Below are 23,932 nucleotides of genomic sequence, written 5' to 3'. Positions count from 1 at the left end.
CAATGCAGGTAAGGGGTGCAAGGGCGTTTTGCGCGGACGAAATTCGCGCGATTCGAATTCTCGTGATCTGAACTTGACGAGGCAACAGACGGTAGCGTAGCTGTTCGCTGGAATAACGTCCTGGCCAAGTGTGATCGACGATGTGCCGCTTTGAGGCAATGGGCAGCGTATTACGTCTCACGAGCGCCGGAAACAACCTGCCTTGAATGACGGACGGGAAAGCATGCAAGCCTGTGACGCGAAAGCGTTGTCGCGCTCGTCGAGCTGAGCATTGATGGCGGCTGTTGTGGGCGTATCCGAGATATCGACGGGAGAGCGAGATCGTTGTGACCAAGAACGTGCCGCCTCACGCAGTTGTTGCCGGAAAACCACGGGGATTGATCCAGCATATGGTTTCTCTCGATGCCTGAAGCGGCCATGACGTGGGAAGACGCCGTCCGCTGGTGCATGAGCGAGCCTTCGATGAAAGAGCTCGCCCGCGCCGCCTATTTCGACGATCCGGTCGTGGCTGCGCAGCGCTATCATGAAAGCGCAGAGTTCGATGCGGTTCGCAGCATGATCCCGCGCAAGGTCGGCCGTGCTCTCGACCTTGGCGCCGGCAATGGCATCCTCTCCTATGCCCTGGCGCGCGAGGGCTGGTCGGTAACCGCCGTCGAGCCCGATCCCAGCGCCCTTGTCGGTGCCGCCGCAATCCGGACGCTTGCCGACAAAACAGGCACGCGCATCGATGTGATCGAAGCGTTCGGCGAGGCTATCCCGTTGACCGCCGCCGGCTATGACCTGGTCGTCGCCAGGCAAGTGCTGCATCACGCGCACGACCTTCCGGCGTTCTGCGGTGAGGTTGCGCGCCTCTCTCGCGAGGGCGCGACATTCCTGTCATTGCGCGACCATGTGATATCCGGGCCGCAGCAGCTGGAACCATTTCTGCGCTCTCATCCGCTGCATCACCTCTACGGCGGGGAGAACGCCTTCACGCTGGCGGCCTACCGCGCTGCGTTGCAGGGGGCGGGGCTTACGATCGATCGCGAAATGAACTCTTTCCAATCGGTTGTGAACTATGACCCGATGACAGCTTCCGAAATTCGCGAAAGGCTCGCGGCAGTCTTCGGCCCAGTGTCGGGGCTGGTCCGCACGGCCCTGTCCCCACTGCCTTTCGGTGCCGTTGCCCGAGCAGCGGCATTGCTGGACCGCCGGCCTGGGCGCCTGGTCTCTTTCCTTTGCTACAAGCAAGGGAAGGGCTGATCTGGTGGCGCAGCTGAAAGAGGCGAGGCCTGTTTGGGTGACTGGAGCCGGCGGCTTCATTGGCCTGCATTTATCGCGATTTCTTGCCGGAGAAGGCCATCATGTCCTCGGCTTCGGCCGAAGCGAAGCCCCTGGGTTCGCGGCGGCGACCGGCGGCGGCGCATTCTTTTCCGGCGGAGTGACCGCGCAAACGATGGACGCGGCTCTCGCCGTACACGGCCGCCCGGCAGCCGTTTACCATCTGGCTGGCGGCGCTACCGTCGGGCAGTCGATTGCCGATCCGCTGAAGGATTTTGAACAAAGCGTCGTTTCCGCGGCTTGTGTCCTCGATTTCCTGCGTCGCCACGCACCCGATGCCTCAGTCGTTCTGGCGTCCTCCGCCGCCGTGTATGGCGGCGGCCACTTCGGCCCCATCAGCGTCGATGCCGCACTCGAGCCGTACTCACCTTATGGTCATCACAAGCGAATGGTTGAGGAGCTTGGCCGGTCGTATTGTGCCGCATACGGCCAGCCGGTCTCGGTGGCTCGCCTCTTTTCGGTCTATGGAGAAGGATTGCGTAAGCAACTGCTCTGGGATCTCTGCGGCAGGCTCGCGGCAGGCGAAACCGACATTGTGCTTGGCGGCACGGGTACGGAAATGAGGGATTGGCACCATGTCTCGGACGTTGTGCGGCTGATCCATCACATTTTGCCTGCCGGCGAACCGCGCTTCGCCATCTATAATGGCGGTGCGGGCGCCGCTGCACCCGTCAGCACGATTTCCAGCATGGTTCTGGAGGCCTGGGGAGGGAACCATCGCCTCTCGTTTTCTGGAAAATCCCGTCGGGGCGACCCTGTCAATCTGATCTCGGATCCATCCGGCGTCCCGGATGGGCTTCAGTTGCGGGTGCCGCTCAGCAGGGGCATTGCCGGCTATGTCGATTGGTATCGCGCTGAAATTCTCGCCGAGCCGGTCGGCCATTTGCGACGCTCCGCGCCTTGATTACCGTCGGCTTCACTCTCATCGGCCGCGGAACCTGGTCAGGCGGCGAGTCCTATCTACGCAACATGCTGAGCGTCATCGCCTCCGAGCTGCGTGGCAAGGTGCAGGCGAAACTGTTTCTCACACCCGAGCAGCATTCAAGCACTGGCGCGTCCTTCGATCATATGTTGGCCGCACCCGCTCTCGTTGATAACCGGGTCACGGGCGCCGGCCTCGGCAGGCGAGGGCTGATCGCACTCGCTGGCGGAAGTGACCGTGCCTTCGCGGACCTTGTCGCTGCGCAAGGTATCGATGTTGTGTTTGAAGTCGCCCAGTGGTTCGGCAACCGGTTTCCAATACCGGTTGTTTCCTGGATTCCGGATTTCCAGCACCGTCGCCTGCCGCACCTCTTTCCGCGTAGCGCCTGGTGGCGCAGGGATCTCGGCTACCGCCTGCAGACGTCCGGAAATCGCACCATAATGCTCTCGAGTGGGGATGCGCTAGCGGACTGCGAAACATTCTATCCAGCCTCGCGCAACAAGACCGCCGTCGTACGCTTTGCTATCGATCTCGATCCAGGCGCCATTTTGGCGCGTGCCGATGAGGCGCGCCAGGCGCATGGGCTGCCCGAGCGTTTCTTCTTTCTCCCCAATCAGTTCTGGGTCCACAAGAACCACAGGCTGGTCATAGAGGCATTGAAGCATATAAACCAGATCGGAGCGCTGGCCTCCTTGCCGCCAGTAATCCTCTCCGGCCGCACCACGGATCCCCGCGATCGGACGTTTTTCAAGCGTCTGATGGGCCTTGCTGAAACAGATGGACTCGGAAGCCATTTTCGACATCTTGGCTTGATTCCCTATGACGATGTCGTCGCCCTGATCGGCGCTGCTGACTACCTTCTGAATCCTTCACACTTCGAGGGGTGGTCGACCACGGTCGAGGAAGCGAAGTCGCTGGGCACGCCGATGCTGCTGTCCGACATTCCACTGCATCGCGAGCAGGCGCCGGAATCGCTCTTCTTCGCACCCGATAGTGCGAAAGCGCTGGCACAGCGTCTCCTCGAAGCTGGGCGGCGCCCCCGCTTGGCCCGCGACAGTGTCGCCGTGCTGCAAAGTCGGCAACAAATGCGCCGCCGAGACTATGCCGCAGCGCTCCTTGCTTTGTTCGAAAATGCCAGAGGTGTTACCCCATGACCGAGCGGATCGTCAGTTTTGTCATGAGCGGCGGTATTGGCTCACGGCTGTGGCCGCTGTCGCGCGAGGACAATCCCAAGCAGTTCCACGATTTTTCCGGCGATGGCTCGATGCTGGTCAAGACGTTGCGGCGGCTTACGGCGCGGCCGGACGGCGAAACGCCGGTCTTCCTGATTGCCTCGGAGCGGCATGCCGATCGCGTCCACGCCGATCTCGCCGGCATCGACCTTTCCGGCGGCGGCCCCTTGTTCGAGCCGACCGGACGCAACACCGCCGCCGCCGTCGCCTTGGCGACCCTGCGAACCCTCTCCGAATTTGGCGACAGCCTGGTGCTGGTGGTGCCGTCCGATCATGAGATCACGACCGCGCGACAATTCTGGCAGAGCGTGGAAAACGGCACCGCGGCGGCGCGTGCCGGCCGGCTGGTGGTATTCGGCATCAAGCCCGGCCACCCCGAAACCGGTTACGGCTATATCGAGATCGCCGGCGAGAAGGATGGCATCTGCGATGTCTCGCGTTTCGTCGAGAAACCGGACCTCGCGACCGCGCGGAGCTATCTGGCGGCCGGCAACTTCTACTGGAACACCGGCATCTTCCTGTTTCGCGCCAGCGCCATGCGCGACGCCTTCACGGCTTTCGAGCCCGAAATCTGGAAGGCCACCGAAAATGCCTATCAGGCGGCGACGTCAGATCTTTCCGGTCTCTATATGCCTCTGGAACTCTACGCCGCCATTCCGTCGACGTCGATCGACTATGCGATCATGGAGCGCGCCAGCGATATCGCCATGGTGCCGGCCGGCTTCCGCTGGAACGATCTCGGTTCCTGGCAATCGCTGCTCGATGTCGGCCCCTCCGACAATGACGGCAATGTCATCGTCGGCGATGTCGTCGCCATCGACTGCGAGAACTCCTACATCCGCAGCGACAGTCGCCTGCTTTCGGCCATTGGCTTGAAGGACGTTGCCATCGTCTCGACCGCCGATGCCACTTTCGTCGCCCCGGTCAGCCGCAGCCAGAACGTCAAGAAGATCGTCGAGCAGCTCGAAAAGAGCGGCCGGCTGGAAACCAGGTTCACGCCCGCCGACGACCGCGTCATCGAAAGCGGCGCCTGGCGCCGTCGTGTGCACCACTGGCTGTTTGAAGAGACGGTGCCGCTATGGTCGACGGTCGGGGTCGATGAGCGCCATGGCGGTTTTCACGAGGCGCTCGGCTTTGACGCCACACCGCTGAAGAAGCCCAAGCGCATGCGCACCATGGCCAGGCAAGTCTACGCCTTCGCTGTCGCCAGGGCGCGCGGCTGGGACGGGCCCGCCGACCGGTTGATCGGCCACGGCCTCGAATTCATGGCCAGGAACGGCCGCACCGACAATGGCGGCTGGGTGCGCACGCTCAATGTCGACGGCACGGTCGCCGACGCAGCCGAGGATTCCTATGATCATTCCTGCGTGCTGCTGGCGCTGGCGCATGCCCATATGGTCGGCAATCCTGATGCATTGCGGCTTGCCGAAGAAACGTTTTCGTTCCTCGACGCGCATCTCGAGGACCACCGCATGACCGGCTTTCTCGAAACGTCGAGCGGCGTGGGCGAACGCCGTTCCAACCCGCACATGCATCTGCTCGAGGCTTTCCTGGCCTGGCATCAGGCGACCGGCGAACTCGCCTATCTTCGGCGCGCCGCGCGCATCGTCGATCTGTTTCGCAGCCATTTCTTCGATCCGGAAAGCTGGACGCTGGGCGAGTATTTCGATGCCGAGTGGAGGCCGGCGGAGGGCGAGAAAGGTGCCTGGACGGAACCCGGCCACCATTTCGAATGGGCCTCGCTGCTGGTCGACTTCACCGGGCGCAGCGGCCAGAGTGACCTGGCCGGCTTTGCCAGAAAACTCTATGCGTCGGCCATCGCCAACGGCCTCAATCGCGCCACCGGCCTCGCCTATGGCGCCGTCTCGCGGCAAGGCTTGCCGCTCGACCTTGTCTCGCGCAGTTGGCCGCAGGCGGAAGCAATCAAGGCGGCGATTGCACTGGACGGTTCGGGTGGCCCCGACCTCAAGCCCGAGATCGAAGCGCGTGTCGGCCGCCTGTTCCGCTGGCACATCAATCCGGCGCCGCTCGGCCTGTGGATAGACCGGATCGACGAGCGAGGCCGCTCGCTGGCGACCGATGTGCCGGCAAGCATCTTTTATCATCTGGTTTGCGCGCTGACCCAATATCTTGACAGCACCGCCAGCGAAGCACGATAGGCAGTTGACGGAACTTCTTCGATTGAAATGGATGCTAGGCGACGATAAGTCGTCCGGACGTCTCCGCCAGAGGTGATAGAGATATGCTTGGCAGCGGCGGGAGTGAAGATTTTTGTCGTTCAAGAAACTAAGCTTTTTGGCACTCCTTGCCCTGGCGTTTGCGGTTGGCTTCTTTGCCATCATCGTGGAAAAAGGGGCGCCTCGTCGTCCCCCACCCCCAAAGCCACAAGCCGCGATAGAGCCGTTTGATGGCAAGCTTTTCATCCAGGCGGTCGATGATCTTCGCGTCGGCAACCGCAAAATTGTGCTATGCGGCGTGGCGTTTACCAAGCCTCAATCCCTGCGTGCCATCGTAACGGACGCGGCGCGCCGGGACTACCAGGGGCTCGCCCTGACTTGCAAGCCGGTCGGCATGGGTACGCCTTGCGACGGCAATGTCGCCTCAAAGTTTGGTGATGCCATCGTCGTGCAATGCCTCACGTCCGATGGCGTGGATTTGGCCGCCAAGCTTGCCGAGAATGGCATCTTGTGCGGGCAGCCGGCGCAGGCAGGTTCGACCTACAAATCTTGCTTGTCAGGTTCGTAGTTCTCGCCAGCTGCGTGTCATAAAACGAAAGACAGAATGTGCGATAACACCCCACGTTAAACAGAGTCGACCACAATCCCCTGTACCAAAGCATCGGCGCGACGGCCCTCAAACGCCACGAAATAAACTTGCCTTGCCAACAATTTTCACAGGGGGCCGGCACGAAAAATGGTAGATTCAAATCCGGCAAGCGAGTGTGTCCAATGAAACACATGAGAAACCAAAAAATCATCTCGCATAAGCGAAGCGGGTTGGAATCAAAGCGAAAAGCTGTTACGCGCTTGTTCAATACCTTCGGGCCTGGGAGGGGCCGAGGTGCGGCGGGACAAAAAGGATCGGAACGAATGAACCTCACTGTAAAAGTTGCGTTGGCCGGATTTGTCGCCTCGATCGGTTTCGGCCCGGTTTCGTCTTTCGCTCAGGATGCGTCCGCTCAGGATGCGTCTTGCACCTGTACGACACCCTATCAGGGAGCGGCGAGTTCGATTGGTTCCATAGGGCACGCCAATGGCGACGTAATGGTTTCGCAGGCCGCTGGCTATGGCCCGGCAAAAGCGGGAAATACGCTGGATTTCGGCAGCCGCATAGTGGTCGGTGCCAAGGGGGCTGCCTCCGTTAATGTCGGTGGCTGCAACCTGGAGGTGCCTGCGAATTCAAGTCTCGACATTTCTCGTATCGAGAACAATATCTGCCTGAAGGTTGTGGGTTCCGAGCAGACGGCTGCCGCCGTGAGTTCCGAGCATACGGGTCAGATTGGCGCGGGCGGAAACCGGTCCTGGGTGCCGCTCGGTATTTTTGCGGGCATGGCTGGTACGGCTGGTATCCTTGCTGCAACGCAGGGTGACGGCGACGACGCCGGCCCGGTCAGCCCTTAAGGCGCCCAGTAGGCAATATAGCAGAGCCATGTAACTAGCTCTGCTATATTGTATGCCCGGTGCCTCTGTGTAGCCTTGGCGCGGCGGCTGGAGTCGGGATATTGATGGAATTCGTCAACCATACCGCTCTATCACCTGAGTCGAACCTGAATGCGCTCCGTCGTGGGCGGATTCGTCTCGCCCGGAGGCACTGTGGCGGGTGGTGCGGCAGTGCTGGTCATTGGTTTGCACGCTGTCAGCGAATAGCTTGAATTCTATCGTATTGCACGACCTTGACAAATGCGTCATTCGCTCTGGTGCGGGTGGCGCATTTGCTTTTTGTTCGGGAGAAGTCGTCAGTTTGCTTCAGCGCGGCCACCTATGATCGACCTGCATTCTCATATCCTGCCCGGTCTTGACGACGGCTCGCCCAGTCTTGCTGAATCGCTGGAAATGGCGCGGCTGGCGGTGGCCGATGGAACGACGCATATGGCGTGTACGCCGCATATCGTGCCAGGCATGTACGAAAACGGATCGGCAAATATCGCCCGCGCAGTTCAAGAATTGGAACAGGCGCTGCGCGGTGCCGCAATACCGCTTGCGCTTTACGTTGGCGCCGACGTGCATATAGCGCCGGATCTGCCGGAGCAATTGGCGCTGGGCAGCGTGCCGACCTTGAACAGATCTCGCTATTTTTTATTCGAGCCGCCGCACCACGTTCTGCCGCCAAGGCTGGAAGATTTCGCTCTGCGCCTCATAAACGCCGGGTTCGTTCCGATTCTTACCCATCCTGAGCGGCTGACATGGATCAAGGCAAATTACGAAATTGTTGAGAACTTGAATGCAGTGGGTTGCCTGATTCAACTTACCGCAGACTCGATTGTTGGTGCTTTTGGACGCACGGCGCTTTACTATTCGGAAAAGCTGATTGACGAGGGTAGGGTAGATATTATCGCTTCGGACGCCCACGGCGCCACCCGCCGGCGCCCTGGGCTTTCGCAGGCGGTTGCCGTTGCCGCGAAGCGATGTGGGGAAGATGAGGCCCGCAATATGGTGTTGAAACGCCCAGGCGAAATATTGGCGAACCGGCCCCTCGAGCCGGTCGGAAAGGCACGCTCGAAAAAGCCAAGCCCCGGCAACGTCGGTCGCTTTGCAGGATTGGGTCGCCTGTTGAAGGGTGGGGCAGCGTAATGGGTGTGTTTCATTTCGCAAAAAATTATACAGGCGCGATATGTGCCTTGCTCGCTTCGCTCTCGATGTCTGCCTGCACGAGCACCTCGTCAACGACATCATCGTCTTCACCGACATCGGTTGATGCGCTGCAACTGACGTCATCGTCGGCGCCGCTCTCCAGCGGCGGCGCCCTGCAGGTCGTAAAGGAGCTGCCTGCGCAAAACAGCCAGAACGGCAACGAGCAGCCTTTGTCGCCTAACGATGTGCTGGAGGTGAATGTGTTCCAGGTCGACAATCTGAACAGAACCGTTCAAGTCGACGCTGGCGGACAAATTTCGCTTCCACTTATCGGAACCGTCACCGCGGCCGGAAAGACCGTCCGTCAGCTGGAGCAGGAAATCGAAACGGCCTACGGCGCCAACTATCTCCAGTCGCCCGATGTGTCGGTCTTCGTCAAGGAATCGATCGGACAGCGCATTACCGTCGACGGCGAAGTCACCAAGGCTGGTATTTTTCCGGTGTCGAGCAATTCGTCTCTCATCGATGCGATCGCCCTTGCCGGGGGGTTCAATGCCGTTGGCGATGCGAAAAAGGTCTTTGTCTATCGCAATGTCGGCCAAAATACTCTGGTCGCAAACTACAATGTGGAGCAGATTCGCGCCGGCAAGAGCCGCAACCCACGCATCTATGGTGGCGACAAGATTGTCGTCTTCGCCTCGAAATCGAAAATTGCCATGAACAACCTCAAGGACGCCCTCGGCGTAGCCTCGAGTGCAGCCAGAATTGCGGTCGTCCCGGGATTGTAAATCACAGCCGGTTAAAATTAAGCCCAGAGACAAACCCAAGGTTGTCACGCAATGCTCGATCGCAATCGACAGCATCAAATTGCAGGCCCCGGACATGGCCAAGCCTTGTCTGCCGACCTGTATTATGACGGTGCGCAAAACTATAACCCCTATGGTCGCGATCACGCCGAGCAGGACGAACGCTTCAATCCACTCAAACTGTTGTTTTACGCTGTCCAGTATCGGTGGCTGATACTGATGATGGTAGCGGGCGGAATTGTTGCTGGCGTCGTCGTAACCATGATGCAGACGCCAAAATATCGGGCGACAACGCAATTGGAAGTGCTGGTTCCTTCCGCCAAGGTGTTTCAGGACATTGAGGTGGTTTCTGAAACCAGCGACATGCGCGCCTTTCAAACCGCTCGGGAAAAGCTGAAGAGCCGGGCTTTGGCGCAGCGCGTGGTGTTCCAACTGGGGCTTAGCGAAAAGCCGGACTTCCTGTTCCCGACCCCGAATTTCTCGCCTAGCAACATTTTCTATCGTGCGTTCGGAATTTCCAAATCGCCTTCCATAGAGGAGAAAACGCCGGAGGAACGTGAGGAAATTGCGATAGGTCGGGTTATGAATGACCTCACGGTCACTCTTGTCACGAACACAAGCCTGCTGTCGATTGCGTTTGTCGACCAGAACCCGAAATATGCAAGTGATATAGCCAATCAAGTTGCGCAAAGTTTTATCGACCAGCGCCTCGATCAAACCAGCGAAACGTCCGACCTGGCGCGGCAATTCATCCAAGAACAGGTCTTGCAGGTAAAGCAAAAGCTTCAGAAGTCCGAAGAGGAACTCGTCGCCTATGCAAAGGATGCGGGCATCACGATAACCGGCGAAGAAAAATCGCTGATAGGGTCGAACATCGAGACTCTCAACACCGCGCTCGCGACAGCAATCCAGGAACGTCTCGATGCCGGACGGATGGTGGACCAGATAAACAAGGGACGCGGATCGAGTCTCGGCCCAGTTCTGGAGAGCGAAGGTCTGCAGAAAATCACCGAGAAGCTGTCGGATTTGACCAGCCAGTACCAGCAGAAGTTGGGTATATTGAAGCCCGGTTTTCCAGAGATGCAGCAGCTTCAGGCGCAGATCAAGGAACTGCAGCGGCTTTATAACAACGGCGTTTTGACGATAACCGATTCACTGCGGCAGAAATACCAGGAGGCTCAGAACAAGGAAGCCGACCTTAAGTCAAAACTTGCCGAGATGGAGATGCAGCAAGTCATCTTCAACGATAAAAACATTAAATACACAATCTTGAAGCGAGAAGTCGATTCGAACCGCTCGCAATATGACAATTTGATTGCCAAGTTGAACGAGGTCGGCGTGAGCTCGGAGCTCAAGACACAAAGTGCCGCAATCGTCGATTTCGCGACGCTGCCCAATCGCCCTTATTCTCCACGATTGACCATCAATCTTGCGGTCGCTCTGGCTCTTTTCCTGGCGCTCAGCGCGTCAATTATTTACATCATCGAGTTGTTGAACAACACCTTCACCAATCCTGAGCAAATCGAAAAGGAGCTGGGATTGGCGATGCTCGGCATCCTGCCGCATGTTGATGACCGGGAATTGATTGCCAGCATCGCCGATCCAAAATCAGGACTGTCCGAGGCCTACCGTTCGCTTCGAACATCGCTTCAGTTTTCCGGGGCCGAAGGCGCGCCGCGATCGCTGCTGGTCACGAGTTCGGAACCATCCGAGGGCAAGTCGACCACCTCGTTCAAGCTCGGACAGGATTTTGCCGCGCTCGGTGCCAGGGTTCTCATTGTCGACGGCGATCTTCGAAAACCCAACCTTCACCGGCTGTTTGGACTCGACAACACGATTGGCCTGAGCAATCTCTTGACGAACACCGTCCGCAAGGAGGATCTGGCAAGCATTTTCAGGGCGACGAAATATCCTAATGTGACCGTCCTGACTTCCGGAACGATCCCGCCGAACCCTGCGGACCTGCTCTCTTCACCAAAGATGGCGCTGATCATCACCAATCTCGGCAAGCGTTTCGACCTTGTCATAATCGATGCCCCGCCGATCGTCGGCCTTTCAGATGCGCCCATCCTCAGCCGGCTTGCCGAGGGCACATTGATGGTCATTTCTACCAACCAGGTCACGCGCAAGTCGGCGAAGACAGCGTTGAAGCGCTTGCGGGCCGCCGGCGCGAATGTGGTCGGAGCCGCGATGTCGAAGTTTGCAGTGAACAAGTTCGATTATAACTACGCCTACAAATACATGAACTACCAGTATTACGACTATGGCACCCCGAAGCTTGAGGGCAAAGTCGATGACGGAGCAGACCAGCCCGCTTATGCAAAATCTCCGGCGTTCAGGCGTTTGGTTCGCCGCATCCGTTCTAGTGTTGGCGGCTTCGTCGATCGGGCTAAGTCGGTTTCTTGAAACCGAAACGCCAACCGTTTCCCTCGCGCTGGATCCGTTGAACGTCAATGCCTTGATAGGCGAGATTACTCACGACCTGAACGATACAAGCAATGCTCCCGATCTCGACGCCATACTTGCAAAGCTCGAAAGCGCGCTTCGCTTTGACCTTGCGGACGCACGTCTCTACAGCCTGATCGGCGAGATCAAGTACCGGAAGGGTGAAAAAGATCAGGCCTATGAGTTTTTCGATCAAGCTCGAAATTTATCCAAGACCGAAATCCTTGCGCTCCAGAGGTCAATAGGCCGCTCCATCGAAATAGGCGATCTGTCCGGGGCCGTCCGCGAGATCGATATTTTGCTGCGGCGATGGCCAGATCAATTTCCGGCGATCGCCGGGGGGCTGCCGACAATCCTCTCGAATCCCGATGGATATCAGGCTGTGCTGGCAGCCATCAGGGCCGCTGCGCCCTGGAGGTCCAATCTGTTGGTCACGCTGGGGAAAACCCCCGACGGGCTCGATTTCGCAAATCGGTTGCTGCTCGATTTGACTGGGTCAAGTGCGCCACCAAACTCGAGCGAGGTGTCCTATCTGATCCACAGCTATTTTGGTCAGAAAAAATATGAACAAGCGTATCGGTTGTTTCTTTTCAGTCTGTCCGATCAAGAACGGAAATTGGGCGGATACATTTTCAACAGCGCATTTGAGCCTCTATCCAGCGGCAAACCTTTTGATTGGCAGGTCGGCGATCAGTCGGGTCTCGAAGTTACGCTTGCAACGGCTCAAAATGCGGTTGAAGGTGAGGGGGGGGCGACGGTCCGCTTCCTGAATACGCCGGTTAAGAACGCAGCGCTTCAGCAGTATATCCAACTGCCTCCTGGCTCCTACAAGGTTTCTCTGGCTGCGTCTGCAAGAAACCTGAAGCTTCCAAAGGAACTGTTCTGGTCGATCAGGTGTGTGGGGCCTGCTGGCGAAATAGCGCGGTTCCATATACCGGACGGTACATACAATCGTCAGGCGCTCAGTCAGGAGTTTTCGGTTGGGCCGACTGGGTGCCCCATGCAATTATTGAAGCTGGAAACTGCCGCCATTGCCGAGAGCTGGCGCTTTCGCTATGTCGGCACATTGGTAATGCACAAATTGAGCATCGAGAGACTTTCATCTTGAGCGACCGGCCATCGGAATGGGATAAATATCTCCTCGGATCGGTTCTGTTTATAGCGCTGCTGATCGGCGGCGGCACTGCAAGCGGGCTTTACACGGACACGCTGATCGAGGTTGCGGCAATTGTCTCGGCAGCGGCGGTCTTTTCACAGGCCTCTGGCCAAAGGACCCCCCATTCTGTTCTGTGGCTGCTTATCTTCGCTGTGGCGCTGGCCGTTCTGCAGATCATTCCGTTGCCTGCGGCGATATTCAGCGGATTGCGACCGGAACTGCTGCTCGCAGACTCCGAGCTTGTAGGGGAATCCCAAATTCGTTTCGTCAGTGTCGGCGTTGGACGGACGATCGAATGTCTGTTGTATCTGGTGGCGTTGGCGGCGTTTTTTTTGAGCGTTTTGCGTTTGCGTGCCGAGCAAGTCCCTGCGCTTCTGCCGTTCTTTTTTATGGGTGTTATCTGCAACGGCTTAGCGGGCGCGATTCAATATTCGCTCTCGGACGACATTGCCATAAAGGGATTGTTGCCGTTCACGATAAACGCCGGGCTTTTTGCCAACGAGAATCATTTTGCGGCATTGCTTTTCGTGTCTATCCCCTTCGTCGTTTATTATGGTCTGTTCCGAGGACATCTTTTGTCGGGATCGCTCGGGCTGGCCACGCTTTTGCTGCTCCTTTTGGCCGTCGGTTCGCGTGCCGGCGTTCTGATCGGATTAGCGATCACCGTGCTGTCCATAGTCTTTCTTTCAACGCGTTCCAGGGTGAGTGGACTCAGCATCGTTGCCGTTTTCATAGCACTTTCAGTGTTTACGATAGGCGCATGGACGAAGATCGAGGCCGAAGCGATTGACCCGGATTTCGGGCGAGGAGAGATTGCTCGCACCACCATTGAGGGGATCAAAGAGAATTGGGCAACCGGCGTCGGGTTTGGAAATTTTCAAAAGGCCTACCAGATATATGAAAAGGAAGGGATGATTTTCAGGCAATATGTAAATCATGCTCACAACGAGTATCTTGAAATCGCTTTCGAAGGCGGAGTTCTTGCTGTTCTGTTGATGGCGCTTTATTTCGTGATTCTTTTTATGGCGCTTGCCAGAGTTCGTCGCGATCCCCTTCAAAAGGCGGCGTTTCTCTCCGTGTTTTTTCTTCTCATTCATTCACTCGTCGATTATCCGTTGCGGACCGAGGCGCTTGCAATGACGTTTGCCTTCATGAACGCCATTATCTTCCACAAAGGATTTGCAGCCCGCCAGAAGAGTGAATTGATCGAGATCGACCACAACGGTGAAAAGTTACTTGTTCCCATTGGAACGCCGTCCTAGCGCCTCCTGGCGACGGCCCTGCGATCTGGGCAGGAATTTCCGGGTTCTGGTCCCTGCGTGGAAAATTCTTTCTCGAACCATTCCAGCGCAGGCCTGTCTTGCATTGTTATAGATAATGGCGATCTGCTAGAACGCCTGCACGAAAGAACATCGTCCAGAAATGAAGCTTGAACCGGGCCGCTGAAAAATTGCGCCTGATGCTTCGATGCAAGATCCGGGCGGCACGAGAGAACGCTTAAAGTCCATGAACATCGCGCTTACGCATCTGCAGCGGCTTGAAGCCGAATCCATCCATATCTTTCGCGAGGTTGCGGCGACCTTCGCCAAGCCGGTCATGCTCTATTCAGTCGGCAAGGATTCCTCAGTGCTGATGCATCTTGCGATGAAGGCGTTTTATCCGGCCAAGCCGCCCTTTCCCTTTCTCCACGTCGACACGACCTGGAAATTCCGCGAGATGATCGCCTTTCGCGATCAGATGGCGCAAAAACTCGGCTTCGATCTCCTGGTCCATGTCAACGGCGATGGTGTGCGCGACAACATCAATCCCTTCGACCATGGCTCCAACACCCATACGCATGTGATGAAGACCGTGGCGCTGCGCCAGGCGCTCGACAAATACGGCTTCGATGCAGCCTTCGGCGGGGCGCGGCGCGACGAGGAGAAATCGCGCGCCAAGGAGCGGATCTTCTCTTTCCGCAATGCCCAGCACGTCTGGGATCCGAAGAACCAGCGGCCGGAGATGTGGAAGATATTCAACACCCGCATCGCGACCGGTGAATCGATCCGGGTCTTTCCGTTGTCGAACTGGACCGAACTCGATATCTGGCAGTACATTCTCCAGGAAGACATCCCGATCGTGCCGCTCTATTTCGCCAAGGAGCGGCCGGTCGTCGAACGTGACGGCATGCTCATTCTGAGGGATGACGACCGCATGCAGTTACGTCCCGGCGAGACGGTGGAGAACCGGCTGGTGCGGTTCCGCACGCTCGGCTGCTATCCGCTGACCGGCGCGATCGAATCGGCCGCCGACACGCTGGAGGCCATTGTTGGCGAAATGCTCACGGCGCGCACCTCCGAACGGCAGGGCCGCCTGATCGACCGTGATGAAGCCGGCTCGATGGAAAAGAAGAAGCGCGAGGGGTATTTCTGAGCATGCGCCACATCACGGCCGAGAGCATCGCCCCCACCGACGGCATTCGCGATTATCTGGCGGTGCAGGAACAAAAATCGCTGCTGCGCTTCCTGACCTGCGGTTCGGTGGACGACGGCAAGTCGACGCTGATCGGGCGCCTGCTTTCGGACACCAAGCAGATTTTCGAGGACCAGCTTGCTGCGCTCGAGCGTGATTCGCGCAAGCACGGGACGACGGGCGACGACGTCGATTTCGCGCTGCTGGTCGATGGCCTCGAGGCCGAGCGCGAGCAGGGCATCACCATCGATGTCGCCTATCGCTTTTTCGCCACGCCAAAGCGCAAGTTCATCGTTGCCGACACACCCGGCCACGAACAATACACCCGCAACATGGCGACGGGCGCGTCGACCGCCGATCTGGCCATCGTCCTGATCGACGCCCGGCAGGGCGTGCTGCGCCAGACAAGGCGCCACTCGATCATCGCCTCGCTGCTGGGCATCCGGCACATCGTGCTCGCCGTCAACAAGATCGATCTCGTCGGCTTCGACAAGGCGGTGTTCGAACGGATTGTCGCAGACTACGCGCAGTTCTCACGTGAACTCGGTTTCCAGTCGATCGTGTCCATTCCGATGTCGGCCCGCTATGGCGACAACGTTACGGGCCGTTCCGATAAAACAGAATGGTATTCCGGCCCGACGCTGATCGAACATCTGGAAACCGTGTCAGTCGATGAAGCCGTTGTCGAACTGCCGTTCCGTTTTCCGGTGCAGTATGTGAACCGCCCCAATCTCGATTTTCGCGGTTTTGCCGGCACGATCGCGTCCGGCTCGGTCGCACCGGGCGACGAGGTCGTTGTCGCCAAATCCGGCAAGTCCGCTCATGTCAGGCGGATCGTCTCGCATGGCGGCGATCTGAGTCAGGCGGTGGCCGGCCAGGCCATCACCCTCGTCCTCGACGACGAGGTCGAGGTCTCGCGCGGCAACATGCTGGTGTCGCCGGCGGCGCGGCCGCAGGTCGCCGACCAGTTCGCCGCCAACATCGTCTGGTTCGACGAGCACGCGCTGCTGCCGGGCCGCTCCTATATCCTGCGGACCGAGACCGATCAGACCAGCGCCACCGTCACCGACCTGAAATACCGCGTCAACGTCAACGATTTTGCCCATGAGGCGGCCAAGTCGCTCGAAATGAACGAGGTCGGCATTTGCAACATCTCGACGCGGGCACCGATCGCCTTCGATATTTTCGCCGAGAACCGCACGACCGGCGCCTTCATCCTGATCGACCGCATCACCAACGCCACGGTCGGCGCCGGCATGATCCTGCATTCGCTGCGCCGCGCCGAGAACATCCACTGGCAATCGCTCGATGTCGGCAAGCATGGCCGCGCCGATCTGAAGAACCAGCGGCCTGCCGTGTTCTGGTTCACCGGGCTCTCGGGGTCGGGCAAGTCGACCATCGCCAACCTTTTCGAGAAGAAGCTGTTCGCCACCGGCCGCCACACCTACATTTTGGATGGCGACAATGTCCGCCACGGGCTCAATCGCGATCTTGGCTTCACTGACGCCGATCGCGTCGAAAACATTCGCCGGGTGGCCGAAGTGGCGCGCCTGATGGCCGATGCCGGGCTGATCGTCATTGTTTCCTTCATTTCGCCATTCAGCGCCGAGCGGCGCGTGGCCAGGGAATTGATGGCCAGCGGTGAATTCGTCGAGGTGTTTGTCGACACACCCTTTGAGGAATGCGCCAGACGCGATCCGAAGGGCCTCTATGCGCGGGCGTTGAACGGCGAAATCAAGAATTTCACCGGCGTCGATTCGCCGTATGAAGCCCCGGAAAATCCCGAAATCCATCTCAAGACACTCGGCAAGTCGGCCGAGGAGATGGTAGAGGCCCTGGAACTCTGGCTGAACGAGCGCGACATTGCCGAAAACCAATACGATAGCGGCGGCGGCATCTGACGACGAATCGATGCTCGGGGTGTTCGAGCGCCTTGCCCTGGCGGCGGGGCGCGAGGTGATGCGTGTTTTTGATGCCGGCTGCGCGGTCGACCAGAAATCAGACGCCTCGCCGGTGACCGAAGCCGATCGCGAGAGCGAAAAGATCATTCTCGCCGGGCTGCGCGCCGCCTTCCCCGATATCCCTTGCGTGGCTGAGGAAGAGGCATCGGCCGGCATCGTGCCGCCCGACCTCGACGATACCTTCTTCCTGGTGGACCCACTCGACGGCACCAAGGAATTCGTCAACCGCAGGACCGACTTCACCGTCAACATCGCGCTCGTTCGCCACGGCGTGCCGGAGATCGGTGTGGTCTTTGCGCCATGCACCGGACGCTTCTTTTCCGGCCGGCCGGACAGGGCGGAAGCAATCGATGTCAATGGCGATTACCTGATCATCGGCCGTCGGCCGATTTCGGCCAGAACGGGCGTGGCGCCACTGACCGTCGTCGCCAGCCGGTCCCACAATACGCCCGAGACCGAAGCCTATATCCGCACGGTGGGCGCTGCCGAGATCGTCTCGGTCGGCTCGTCGCTGAAATTCTGTCTTGTCGCCAGCGCCGAGGCCGACGTCTATCCGCGCTTCGGCCGCACCATGGAATGGGACACCGCGGCGGGTGACGCGGTGCTGCGCGCCGCAGGCGGGATGACGCGCTCGCTCGATGGTCAGCCGCTGGCCTACGGCAAGCGCAACCAGAGCGATGACGTGGATTTTGCCAATCCGCATTTCATCGCCAGCGGGAAGAGCGCGGGCCAACCTGACGCCGTGCGAGCGCGTCCTCGAAATTGACGGAAGCGCTCCCACAAAACCTTATGCTCTCCTGATGGACGGTTGCCATCGCGTGTTGGCGTTGTTATATTTACGTCTACACGGGGAAATTGGCTAATGCCGCTCAACATTCGCAGTGAAGAGGTAAACGTGCTTGCCGAAAAACTGGCAGCACGCACGCGCTTGAACAAGACGGCTGCCGTGAAGCTGGCCCTGGAGAACGAATTGCGCCGCGCCGAAGAGGCGATCCCACTGTGGGAGCGGCTGAAGACTTTGCGCGCGAAGATTGCGGCCTATCCGGACACCGGCCTTGCGGCGGACAGGGCGTTTTTCGATGACCTCAGCGGCGACTACTGATGTTCGTCGATGCGTCTGTAATCGTCGCCATTATGACGGAAGAGCCTGAGGCCGAGAACCTTGCGGCGGCGCTCGATGCCGCACGCTCTCCACGGCCGATCACATCGGTCGTGGCTGCATGGGAGGCGACAGTTGGGCTGTTTCGCAAAAAGCGCATTCCCATGGCAGAAGCTGAAGCGCGTGTGCAGGAGTTCCTTGAAGCGGCCGGGGTCCAGCTTATGGCGATTTCGAGCCGTGAGTTGACCGTCGCGCTACAAGCCTTCGATCGCTATGGACGGCACCGCTATCCGGACGCTGAACGGAATAGTGCGCTCAATCTTGCCGACTGCTTCCATTATGCCACGGCGAAATCCTACCAGGCGCCGATCCTGACCATCGATGCGGGATTTGCGCTTACCGATGTCACGACTGTGGGTATCAAAACCTGATATTTACGCGGGAGCGCTACCGGCTAGATCGTAGTCGTGCGCGTGAGACTCTACGCGGCGGCGATTTGCGCCGAATTCGAGCCGATATAATTGCGGATCGTCTCGATGATCCGGTCCTGGTCGGCCTCGCTCAGATAGGGATGCATGGGCAGGCACAGGATACGCTTCGGCAGCTCCTCAGAAACGGCAAGACCTGTCGGCGTGCGCGGATAGTCGCGGTAGGCGATCTGGCTGTGCAGCGGCTTCACATAATAGATCACCGACGGGATGCCTTTTTCCCCGAGATGCGCTTTCAGCCCGTCGCGCTTCGGCGTCTCGATGGCATATTGCGCCCAGGCCGAACGGCCGCCGTCCAGGTTGCGCGCTGCCTTGACGATGTCGCCGAGGCCTTCGGCATACCGTTTGGCGACCGCTTGCCGGGCAACCATCTCGTCTTCAAGAATGGCCAGCTTCTCGATCAGGATCGCCGCCTGCAGAGTGTCGAGCCGCGAATTGATGCCGACGCGGACATTGTCATATTGGGTTTCACCTTTGCCGTGGAAGGCGAACGAGCGAAGTTGCTCGGCCAGCGCATCGTCATTGGTGAACATCGCGCCGCCGTCGCCATAGCAGCCGAGCGGTTTTGCCGGGTAGAAGCTGGTCGAGCCGACCGCGCCGAACGAACCCAGCATCTTGCCGTCGCTCGAGCCGCCGATCGCTTGGGCGGCATCTTCGATCACCATCAGCCCTTCGCGGTTGGCGATGGCCATGATCGCCTCGTAATCGGCGGCGAGCCCGAACAGGTCGACGGGAATGATCGCCCTTGGCTTCAGCCGGCCTTCCGCCTTGATCATGGCGATGGCGGCTTCGAGGCTGGCGATGTCGATATTGTAGGTCTGCGGATCGACATCGACGAAAACCGGCTCGGCCTTGGCCAGCGCCACCACTTCCGCCGTGGCGGCGAAGGTGAAGCTCGGCACGAACACCGCGTCACCTGGACCGATGCCGGCCGCAAACAGCGGCAGCAGCAGCGCGTCAGTGCCGTTGGCGCAGGCTACGACATGCTTGGTGCCGACATAGGCGGCGAGCTTGTTTTCGAATTCGGTGACCTCAGGTCCGAGAATGTAGCGACCCTCGTCGACGACGCGGTCGATGGCGGCTTTCAGCCTGTCGCGGATTCGTTCGCGCTGCGCGCCTAGATCGATGAACTGCATGTCGGCCTCAAAACGGGACTAGCCAGATAACCGGCCGCTGGTATCAGACTTGGCGCGGCCGAGAAAGCTGCACGGACCAAACCACAATTGCTCAAATGTCGCAGCCTGTTGCCTCTCAGTCCGACAGGTCCGCATCAGACGCCGGAAATCCGGGGCTTTGTAGCGCACGACACGGCCTTCGTGTCGCACGCGCTCGGCTGGGCGAAACATAAAGTGATCGACGTCCTGCGCATCCTCGGCGCATCGCCGCCCAATCAGGCGATTTCATGCCGCCAGGGCGGATTGGCGCCGGCCCGCGACACGGTTACCGCCGCAGCCTTGGCGCCGAGCGCCAGCGCCTTGTGGATGGCGTCGTCCGACAGATTGGCGATCGCCTCCTTCGACAGCAGGCCTTGCTCGTGCAGCGAGGCCAGGATGCCGGCGTTGAACGTGTCGCCGGCGCCGACCGTATCGACCACCTCGACCTTGTCCGGCACGACCGTGACCTTGTGATCCCTGGTGTAGCCGATGGCGCCTTCGCTGCCATGGGTGACGACGATCAGCGTCGGGCCGCGCTCCAGCCAGTTGCGGACGACGTCCTCGTGCGAGCCGGCTTCGCCGAACCAGTTGAGGTCCTCGTCCGACAGTTTCACGATGTCGGCCATGGCCATCATCGAGCGGATGCGCCTGAGATGCTTGGCCTTGTCCGCTATGAAATTCGGCCGGATGTTGGGGTCGAGCATGATGACGCGGCGGCTGTGCTCGCGCCGCATGAATTCCTCGTAGGTGGATCCGGCCGGCTCCGAGATCAGGCTGATGGCGCCGAACAGCATGGCTTCGATCTCGCTGCCGAGTTTCGGCAGATCGTCGATGGTCAGCATCCGTCCGGCCGTGTTTTCATCGTAGAATGTGTAGGTCGCCTGGCCGTTGTCCAGCCGCACGAAGGCGAGCGTGGTCGGCCGGGGCGATGTGTGCGCATAGGTGGAACTGACCTGGCTTGCGTCAAGCGCGTCCTTGAACTGGCTGCCGAACAGATCCGTCGACAGGCCGGAAAAGAAACCGGCGGGCGCTCCCAGCCGGCCGAGCGCTATTGCCGTGTTGAACACCGCGCCGCCGACATAAGGGGCAAAGGCCGGCTCGCCCTCAGTCGTGGTGCGTGGCAGCATGTCGATCAGGGCTTCGCCGCAACAGAGGATCATGATTTCCTGGTCTCCGGCGGATAGATCACACCCTTGCGGATGATGATGTTGGCGTAGAGCCGCGGCTCGCTTGTCGCGACGATCGCGTGTGCGGACCTGACCCGTTGATAGAAGTCGGCGCCGGCAAGCGCAACCACCTTGCGGCCCGGAGCACGCTCGGCGCAGATCGCCTCCATCTCGTGATGAACGGGATCGGCAAGCAGGGGATCACCTTTGACCGAGGCGCGAAACAGCGCCTCCGGCACCGCGTCATCGACAGGCAATACGCTGAGGATGGCGTCGAGCATCGGAGCAAGATGATGACCGTCGGCGCGGATGAGCCGGTGTGCCTGCTCTTTCGCCGGGTAGTTTCCGTCGACAAGGGCGATCTCGTCGCCATGACCCATGGCACGCAGCGTCGCCAGCAGCTGTGGACCGAGCAGCACCGGGATTCCGATCAGCATCGCTCAGGCACTCCTGGAAATCGTCGTCGAGCCGATGAGGAAGCGCTCGGAAAGCGGCAGGCTGGCACCGCCCAGGGCACGTGCATGAATGCCGACAGTCCCCTCGCGCACGGCCGGAAGCTTCAGGCCTTCACCGTCGATCTTGCCGATAGCATCGATAACGGCATCGACGAGCCGGCGCCGCACGGCCTTCGGCATCCATCCGTCGATCACCGCCGCCTCGAAATCGATAACCGAAGACGCCGCCACAATGGCATAGGCGAGCGCCTGCGAGGCGCAGGCGATCCAATCGTCGAGCTCGACGCCGATTTCGCCCCAATCCTCCGGTGACGTCCACAGATGTGAGGCTTCGACGCCGCGCGCGTTGAGTGCCTTTTCCAGCATGGCGATCGACGCCACGCCGATCAATTGGGTCGGCTTGCCGTCCGGTCCAGGCACCGGCATCGAACCCAGCGCGCCGGCATTGCCGGTCGGTCCGCCGAAAAGGTGACCGTTCAGCACGATGCCGCCGCCGGCGAAGGCACCGATATAGAAATAGACGAAGTCGCGTGCCGTGCCCGCTTTGCCGAACACCAGTTCGGCGCCGCAGGCAGAGGTGGCGTCATTTTGCAGGTAGACGGGGAATTCGCACTGTGCCTGGATGTCGGCGCGTATGTCTCGGTGGCGCCATTCGTCCATGACGTCCCGCGGCGCACCTGCCGTATCGGCCCAGCTCCACAATTCGAACGGCATGGCAATCCCAAGTCCGGCAATGCGCTTGTCCTGCGCCGGGGTGAGTTCGCCGCGCATCGTCTTCATGCCGGAGGTGACGAACTCGACCGTCTCGCGCGGTGCCGGATAGCGGTAGGAATGCTGCAGCATCGAACGCACATTGCCGAGAAAATCGATCAGAACGAGTTCGGCGCTGCGGCGGCCGATCTTCAGGCCGATGAAATAGGCGCCATCGGGATTGAGCGCCATCGGAATGGAAGGTTGGCCGATCTTGCCGCGCAGCGGCGCCTGGCGGACAAGAAGGTTGTCCTCCTCGAGCTCGCGCATGATGACCGAAACGGTCTGGGCCGAAAGTCCGGTCATGCGCGCAATGTCGGACTTCGCCAGGCTGCCGTGCTGACGCACCAGCGACAGCACCAGCCGCTCATTGTGGTCCCGCATGCCGCTCTGGTTGGTGCCGCGGTGAATGCGGCTTTTGGCTGCCTCGGGCGAACCGTGCCTTGGTATGCCGGTCTCCACCCCTTCTCCTCCCGTCGTTTCCCTTAATGCTTTTGGCCAGAATGAGTGACCGACGCCACGCTGTCAATAATAAATAAGAGTGATTTAATTATTGACAGGACCCTCAGTCTGGTATTCTCTTGGGGCAAGCGTCCACGCTGGGAGAAGTCGCTGGATGCTCATGCGATGCCGGTTGGCCGGCATCCGAACTGGTCCCACTGGGAGGAAAATCGTGACCAAGACAGCACTGCTAAGATCCACCGTTTTTGCCGCGGCCGGACTGGGTCTGATGGCGTTCACCTCGGCTGCGTCCGCCGCCGATGTCGGCGCCTGCCTGATCACCAAGACCGACACCAACCCTTTCTTCGTCAAGATGAAGGAAGGCGCGAGCGCCAAGGCCAAGGAACTCGGCGTCGAACTCAAAGCCTACGCCGGCAAGATCGATGGCGACAGCGAGAGCCAGGTGGCGGCGATCGAAAGCTGCATCGCCGACGGCGCCAAGGGCATCCTGATCACCGCGTCGGATACCAAGGGCATTGTTCCGGCGGTGAAGAAGGCACGTGACGCCGGTCTGCTGGTGATCGCGCTGGACACGCCGCTTGATCCGGTCGACGCCGCCGACGCGACCTTCGCGACCGACAATCTGGAGGCCGGCAAGCTGATTGGTGCCTGGGCCGCAGCGACGCTCGGCGACAAGGCGAAGGATGCCAGGATCGGCTTCCTCGACCTGACGCCCTCGCAGCCGACGGTCGACGTCCTGCGCGACCAGGGCTTCATGATGGGCTACGGTATCGACGTGAAGGACCCCAACAAGATCGGCGATGAGGATGATCCGCGTATCGTCGGCCACGACGTCACCAACGGCAACGAGGAAGGCGGCCGCAAGGCGATGGAGAACCTCCTCCAGAAGGACCCCGGCATCAACGTCATCCACACCATCAACGAGCCGGCAGCCGTCGGCGCCTACCAGGCGCTCAAGGCCGTGGGCCTCGAAGGCAATGTGCTGATCGTGTCGGTCGATGGCGGCTGCCCCGGCGTGAAGTCGGTCGCCGAGGGCGTGATCGGTGCGACCTCACAGCAATATCCGCTGCAGATGGCGGCACTCGGCATCGAAGCGATCGCCGCTTACGCCAAGGACGGGACAAAACCCAAGCCGACCGAAGGCAAGGATTTCTTCGACACCGGCGTCAATCTCGTGACCGACAAGCCCGCGGAGGGCGTGAAGTCCATCGACACCAAGGAAGGTCTCGCCAAGTGCTGGGGCTGATGCCGGTCTGACAGGCGACAGACCGAAGC

21 protein-coding genes are annotated in these 23,932 nt (G+C 59.8%); 17 read left to right on the top strand and 4 right to left on the bottom strand.

The genetic code is table 11. From position 1 onward, the window contains the following. The first annotated feature begins 417 nt into the window (after positions 1-417). The 16 genes from AC0L17_RS02630 (at position 418) to AC0L17_RS02555 (ending at position 18,613) form a co-directional block, all read left to right on the top strand. Entirely contained in the window at positions 418-1,242 is an 825-nt protein-coding gene (locus tag AC0L17_RS02630) for a class I SAM-dependent methyltransferase (RefSeq protein ID WP_287232602.1), read from the top strand. Then, the gene (locus tag AC0L17_RS02625) at positions 1,157-2,224 is read left to right on the top strand and encodes an NAD-dependent epimerase/dehydratase family protein (protein ID WP_473514660.1); all 1,068 of its coding nucleotides are present in this window, start codon (positions 1,157-1,159) and stop codon (positions 2,222-2,224) included. Before AC0L17_RS02630 ends, AC0L17_RS02625 begins: the two co-directional genes overlap by 86 nt. After that, positions 2,221-3,396 (top strand): glycosyltransferase family 4 protein, encoded by a 1,176-nt coding sequence (locus tag AC0L17_RS02620; protein ID WP_473514659.1) that lies wholly within the window; start codon positions 2,221-2,223, stop codon positions 3,394-3,396. The genes AC0L17_RS02625 and AC0L17_RS02620 overlap by 4 nt, the downstream gene beginning before the upstream one ends. Beyond that, entirely contained in the window at positions 3,393-5,633 is a 2,241-nt protein-coding gene (locus AC0L17_RS02615) for a mannose-1-phosphate guanylyltransferase/mannose-6-phosphate isomerase (protein WP_473514658.1), read from the top strand. Before AC0L17_RS02620 ends, AC0L17_RS02615 begins: the two co-directional genes overlap by 4 nt. Before the next feature lie 112 nt (positions 5,634-5,745). Then, positions 5,746-6,219: a hypothetical protein gene (locus AC0L17_RS02610; protein WP_473514657.1), complete on the top strand. Its 474-nt coding sequence runs from the start codon at positions 5,746-5,748 to the stop codon at positions 6,217-6,219. A gap of 344 nt (positions 6,220-6,563) precedes the next feature. After that, a complete protein-coding gene (locus AC0L17_RS02605) occupies positions 6,564-7,094 on the top strand; it encodes a hypothetical protein (RefSeq protein WP_473514656.1) in 531 nt (176 codons plus the stop codon). Between the two features lie 360 nt (positions 7,095-7,454). Next, entirely contained in the window at positions 7,455-8,264 is an 810-nt protein-coding gene (locus AC0L17_RS02600) for a tyrosine-protein phosphatase (RefSeq protein ID WP_473514655.1), read from the top strand. 47 nt (positions 8,265-8,311) lie between these two features. Further along, positions 8,312-9,052: a polysaccharide biosynthesis/export family protein gene (locus tag AC0L17_RS02595; protein WP_473514654.1), complete on the top strand. Its 741-nt coding sequence runs from the start codon at positions 8,312-8,314 to the stop codon at positions 9,050-9,052. 51 nt (positions 9,053-9,103) lie between these two features. Beyond that, the gene (locus AC0L17_RS02590; RefSeq protein WP_473514653.1) at positions 9,104-11,476 is read left to right on the top strand and encodes a GumC family protein; all 2,373 of its coding nucleotides are present in this window, start codon (positions 9,104-9,106) and stop codon (positions 11,474-11,476) included. Beyond that, the gene (locus tag AC0L17_RS02585; RefSeq protein ID WP_473514652.1) at positions 11,364-12,623 is read left to right on the top strand and encodes a tetratricopeptide repeat protein; all 1,260 of its coding nucleotides are present in this window, start codon (positions 11,364-11,366) and stop codon (positions 12,621-12,623) included. Before AC0L17_RS02590 ends, AC0L17_RS02585 begins: the two co-directional genes overlap by 113 nt. After that, positions 12,620-13,933, top strand: a complete 1,314-nt coding sequence (locus AC0L17_RS02580) for an O-antigen ligase family protein (RefSeq protein ID WP_473514651.1) — start codon at positions 12,620-12,622, stop codon at positions 13,931-13,933. The genes AC0L17_RS02585 and AC0L17_RS02580 overlap by 4 nt, the downstream gene beginning before the upstream one ends. A gap of 244 nt (positions 13,934-14,177) precedes the next feature. Then, complete coding sequence (cysD, locus tag AC0L17_RS02575; protein WP_258120331.1) at positions 14,178-15,083, top strand: sulfate adenylyltransferase subunit CysD; 906 nt, start codon at positions 14,178-14,180, stop codon at positions 15,081-15,083. Positions 15,084-15,085: 2 nt separating this feature from the next. After that, entirely contained in the window at positions 15,086-17,023 is a 1,938-nt protein-coding gene (gene cysN / locus AC0L17_RS02570; protein ID WP_473514650.1) for a sulfate adenylyltransferase subunit CysN, read from the top strand. 10 nt (positions 17,024-17,033) lie between these two features. After that, complete coding sequence (cysQ, locus tag AC0L17_RS02565) at positions 17,034-17,849, top strand: 3'(2'),5'-bisphosphate nucleotidase CysQ (RefSeq protein WP_473514823.1); 816 nt, start codon at positions 17,034-17,036, stop codon at positions 17,847-17,849. Positions 17,850-17,945: 96 nt separating this feature from the next. After that, a complete protein-coding gene (locus AC0L17_RS02560; RefSeq protein WP_473514649.1) occupies positions 17,946-18,185 on the top strand; it encodes a type II toxin-antitoxin system VapB family antitoxin in 240 nt (79 codons plus the stop codon). Then, positions 18,185-18,613, top strand: coding sequence for a type II toxin-antitoxin system VapC family toxin (locus AC0L17_RS02555; protein WP_473514648.1), 429 nt, complete (start codon positions 18,185-18,187; stop codon positions 18,611-18,613). The genes AC0L17_RS02560 and AC0L17_RS02555 overlap by 1 nt, the downstream gene beginning before the upstream one ends. Before the next feature lie 50 nt (positions 18,614-18,663). Here the strand turns inward: AC0L17_RS02555 and AC0L17_RS02550 are convergent, their stop codons facing one another. The 4 genes from AC0L17_RS02550 to AC0L17_RS02535 form a co-directional block, all read right to left on the bottom strand. Continuing rightward, positions 18,664-19,806: a DegT/DnrJ/EryC1/StrS family aminotransferase gene (locus AC0L17_RS02550; RefSeq protein WP_473514647.1), complete on the bottom strand. Its 1,143-nt coding sequence runs from the start codon at positions 19,804-19,806 to the stop codon at positions 18,664-18,666. Between the two features lie 254 nt (positions 19,807-20,060). Continuing rightward, positions 20,061-20,984 (bottom strand): carbohydrate kinase family protein, encoded by a 924-nt coding sequence (locus tag AC0L17_RS02545; RefSeq protein ID WP_473514646.1) that lies wholly within the window; start codon positions 20,982-20,984, stop codon positions 20,061-20,063. Beyond that, positions 20,981-21,427: an RbsD/FucU family protein gene (locus AC0L17_RS02540; RefSeq protein ID WP_128172083.1), complete on the bottom strand. Its 447-nt coding sequence runs from the start codon at positions 21,425-21,427 to the stop codon at positions 20,981-20,983. Before AC0L17_RS02540 ends, AC0L17_RS02545 begins: the two co-directional genes overlap by 4 nt. Before the next feature lie 3 nt (positions 21,428-21,430). Next, complete coding sequence (locus AC0L17_RS02535) at positions 21,431-22,657, bottom strand: ROK family transcriptional regulator (RefSeq protein ID WP_023802793.1); 1,227 nt, start codon at positions 22,655-22,657, stop codon at positions 21,431-21,433. A gap of 268 nt (positions 22,658-22,925) precedes the next feature. Here AC0L17_RS02535 and AC0L17_RS02530 point away from each other — a divergent pair, with 268 nt between their 5' ends. Continuing rightward, positions 22,926-23,903 (top strand): sugar ABC transporter substrate-binding protein, encoded by a 978-nt coding sequence (locus tag AC0L17_RS02530; RefSeq protein ID WP_287050449.1) that lies wholly within the window; start codon positions 22,926-22,928, stop codon positions 23,901-23,903. Positions 23,904-23,932: the final 29 nt, after the last annotated feature.

This window comes from Mesorhizobium sp. WSM4829 (assembly GCF_055811475.1).
The sequence above is the reverse complement of the archived record's forward strand: the minus strand, read 5'-3'. Positions and strand labels throughout refer to the sequence as shown.

Coding starts and splice junctions, on each gene's coding strand:
- AC0L17_RS02630 (WP_287232602.1), top strand. CDS start 418: ATGACGTGGGAAGACGCCGTCCGCTGGTGCATGAGCGAGCCTTCGATG.
- AC0L17_RS02615 (WP_473514658.1), top strand. CDS start 3,393: ATGACCGAGCGGATCGTCAGTTTTGTCATGAGCGGCGGTATTGGCTCA.
- AC0L17_RS02605 (WP_473514656.1), top strand. CDS start 6,564: ATGAACCTCACTGTAAAAGTTGCGTTGGCCGGATTTGTCGCCTCGATC.
- AC0L17_RS02600 (WP_473514655.1), top strand. CDS start 7,455: ATGATCGACCTGCATTCTCATATCCTGCCCGGTCTTGACGACGGCTCG.
- AC0L17_RS02590 (WP_473514653.1), top strand. CDS start 9,104: ATGCTCGATCGCAATCGACAGCATCAAATTGCAGGCCCCGGACATGGC.
- AC0L17_RS02585 (WP_473514652.1), top strand. CDS start 11,364: ATGACGGAGCAGACCAGCCCGCTTATGCAAAATCTCCGGCGTTCAGGC.
- cysD (WP_258120331.1), top strand. CDS start 14,178: ATGAACATCGCGCTTACGCATCTGCAGCGGCTTGAAGCCGAATCCATC.
- cysN (WP_473514650.1), top strand. CDS start 15,086: ATGCGCCACATCACGGCCGAGAGCATCGCCCCCACCGACGGCATTCGC.
- cysQ (WP_473514823.1), top strand. CDS start 17,034: ATGCTCGGGGTGTTCGAGCGCCTTGCCCTGGCGGCGGGGCGCGAGGTG.
- AC0L17_RS02560 (WP_473514649.1), top strand. CDS start 17,946: ATGCCGCTCAACATTCGCAGTGAAGAGGTAAACGTGCTTGCCGAAAAA.
- AC0L17_RS02555 (WP_473514648.1), top strand. CDS start 18,185: ATGTTCGTCGATGCGTCTGTAATCGTCGCCATTATGACGGAAGAGCCT.
- AC0L17_RS02550 (WP_473514647.1), bottom strand. CDS start 19,806: ATGCAGTTCATCGATCTAGGCGCGCAGCGCGAACGAATCCGCGACAGG.
- AC0L17_RS02545 (WP_473514646.1), bottom strand. CDS start 20,984: ATGATCCTCTGTTGCGGCGAAGCCCTGATCGACATGCTGCCACGCACC.
- AC0L17_RS02540 (WP_128172083.1), bottom strand. CDS start 21,427: ATGCTGATCGGAATCCCGGTGCTGCTCGGTCCACAGCTGCTGGCGACG.
- AC0L17_RS02530 (WP_287050449.1), top strand. CDS start 22,926: ATGGCGTTCACCTCGGCTGCGTCCGCCGCCGATGTCGGCGCCTGCCTG.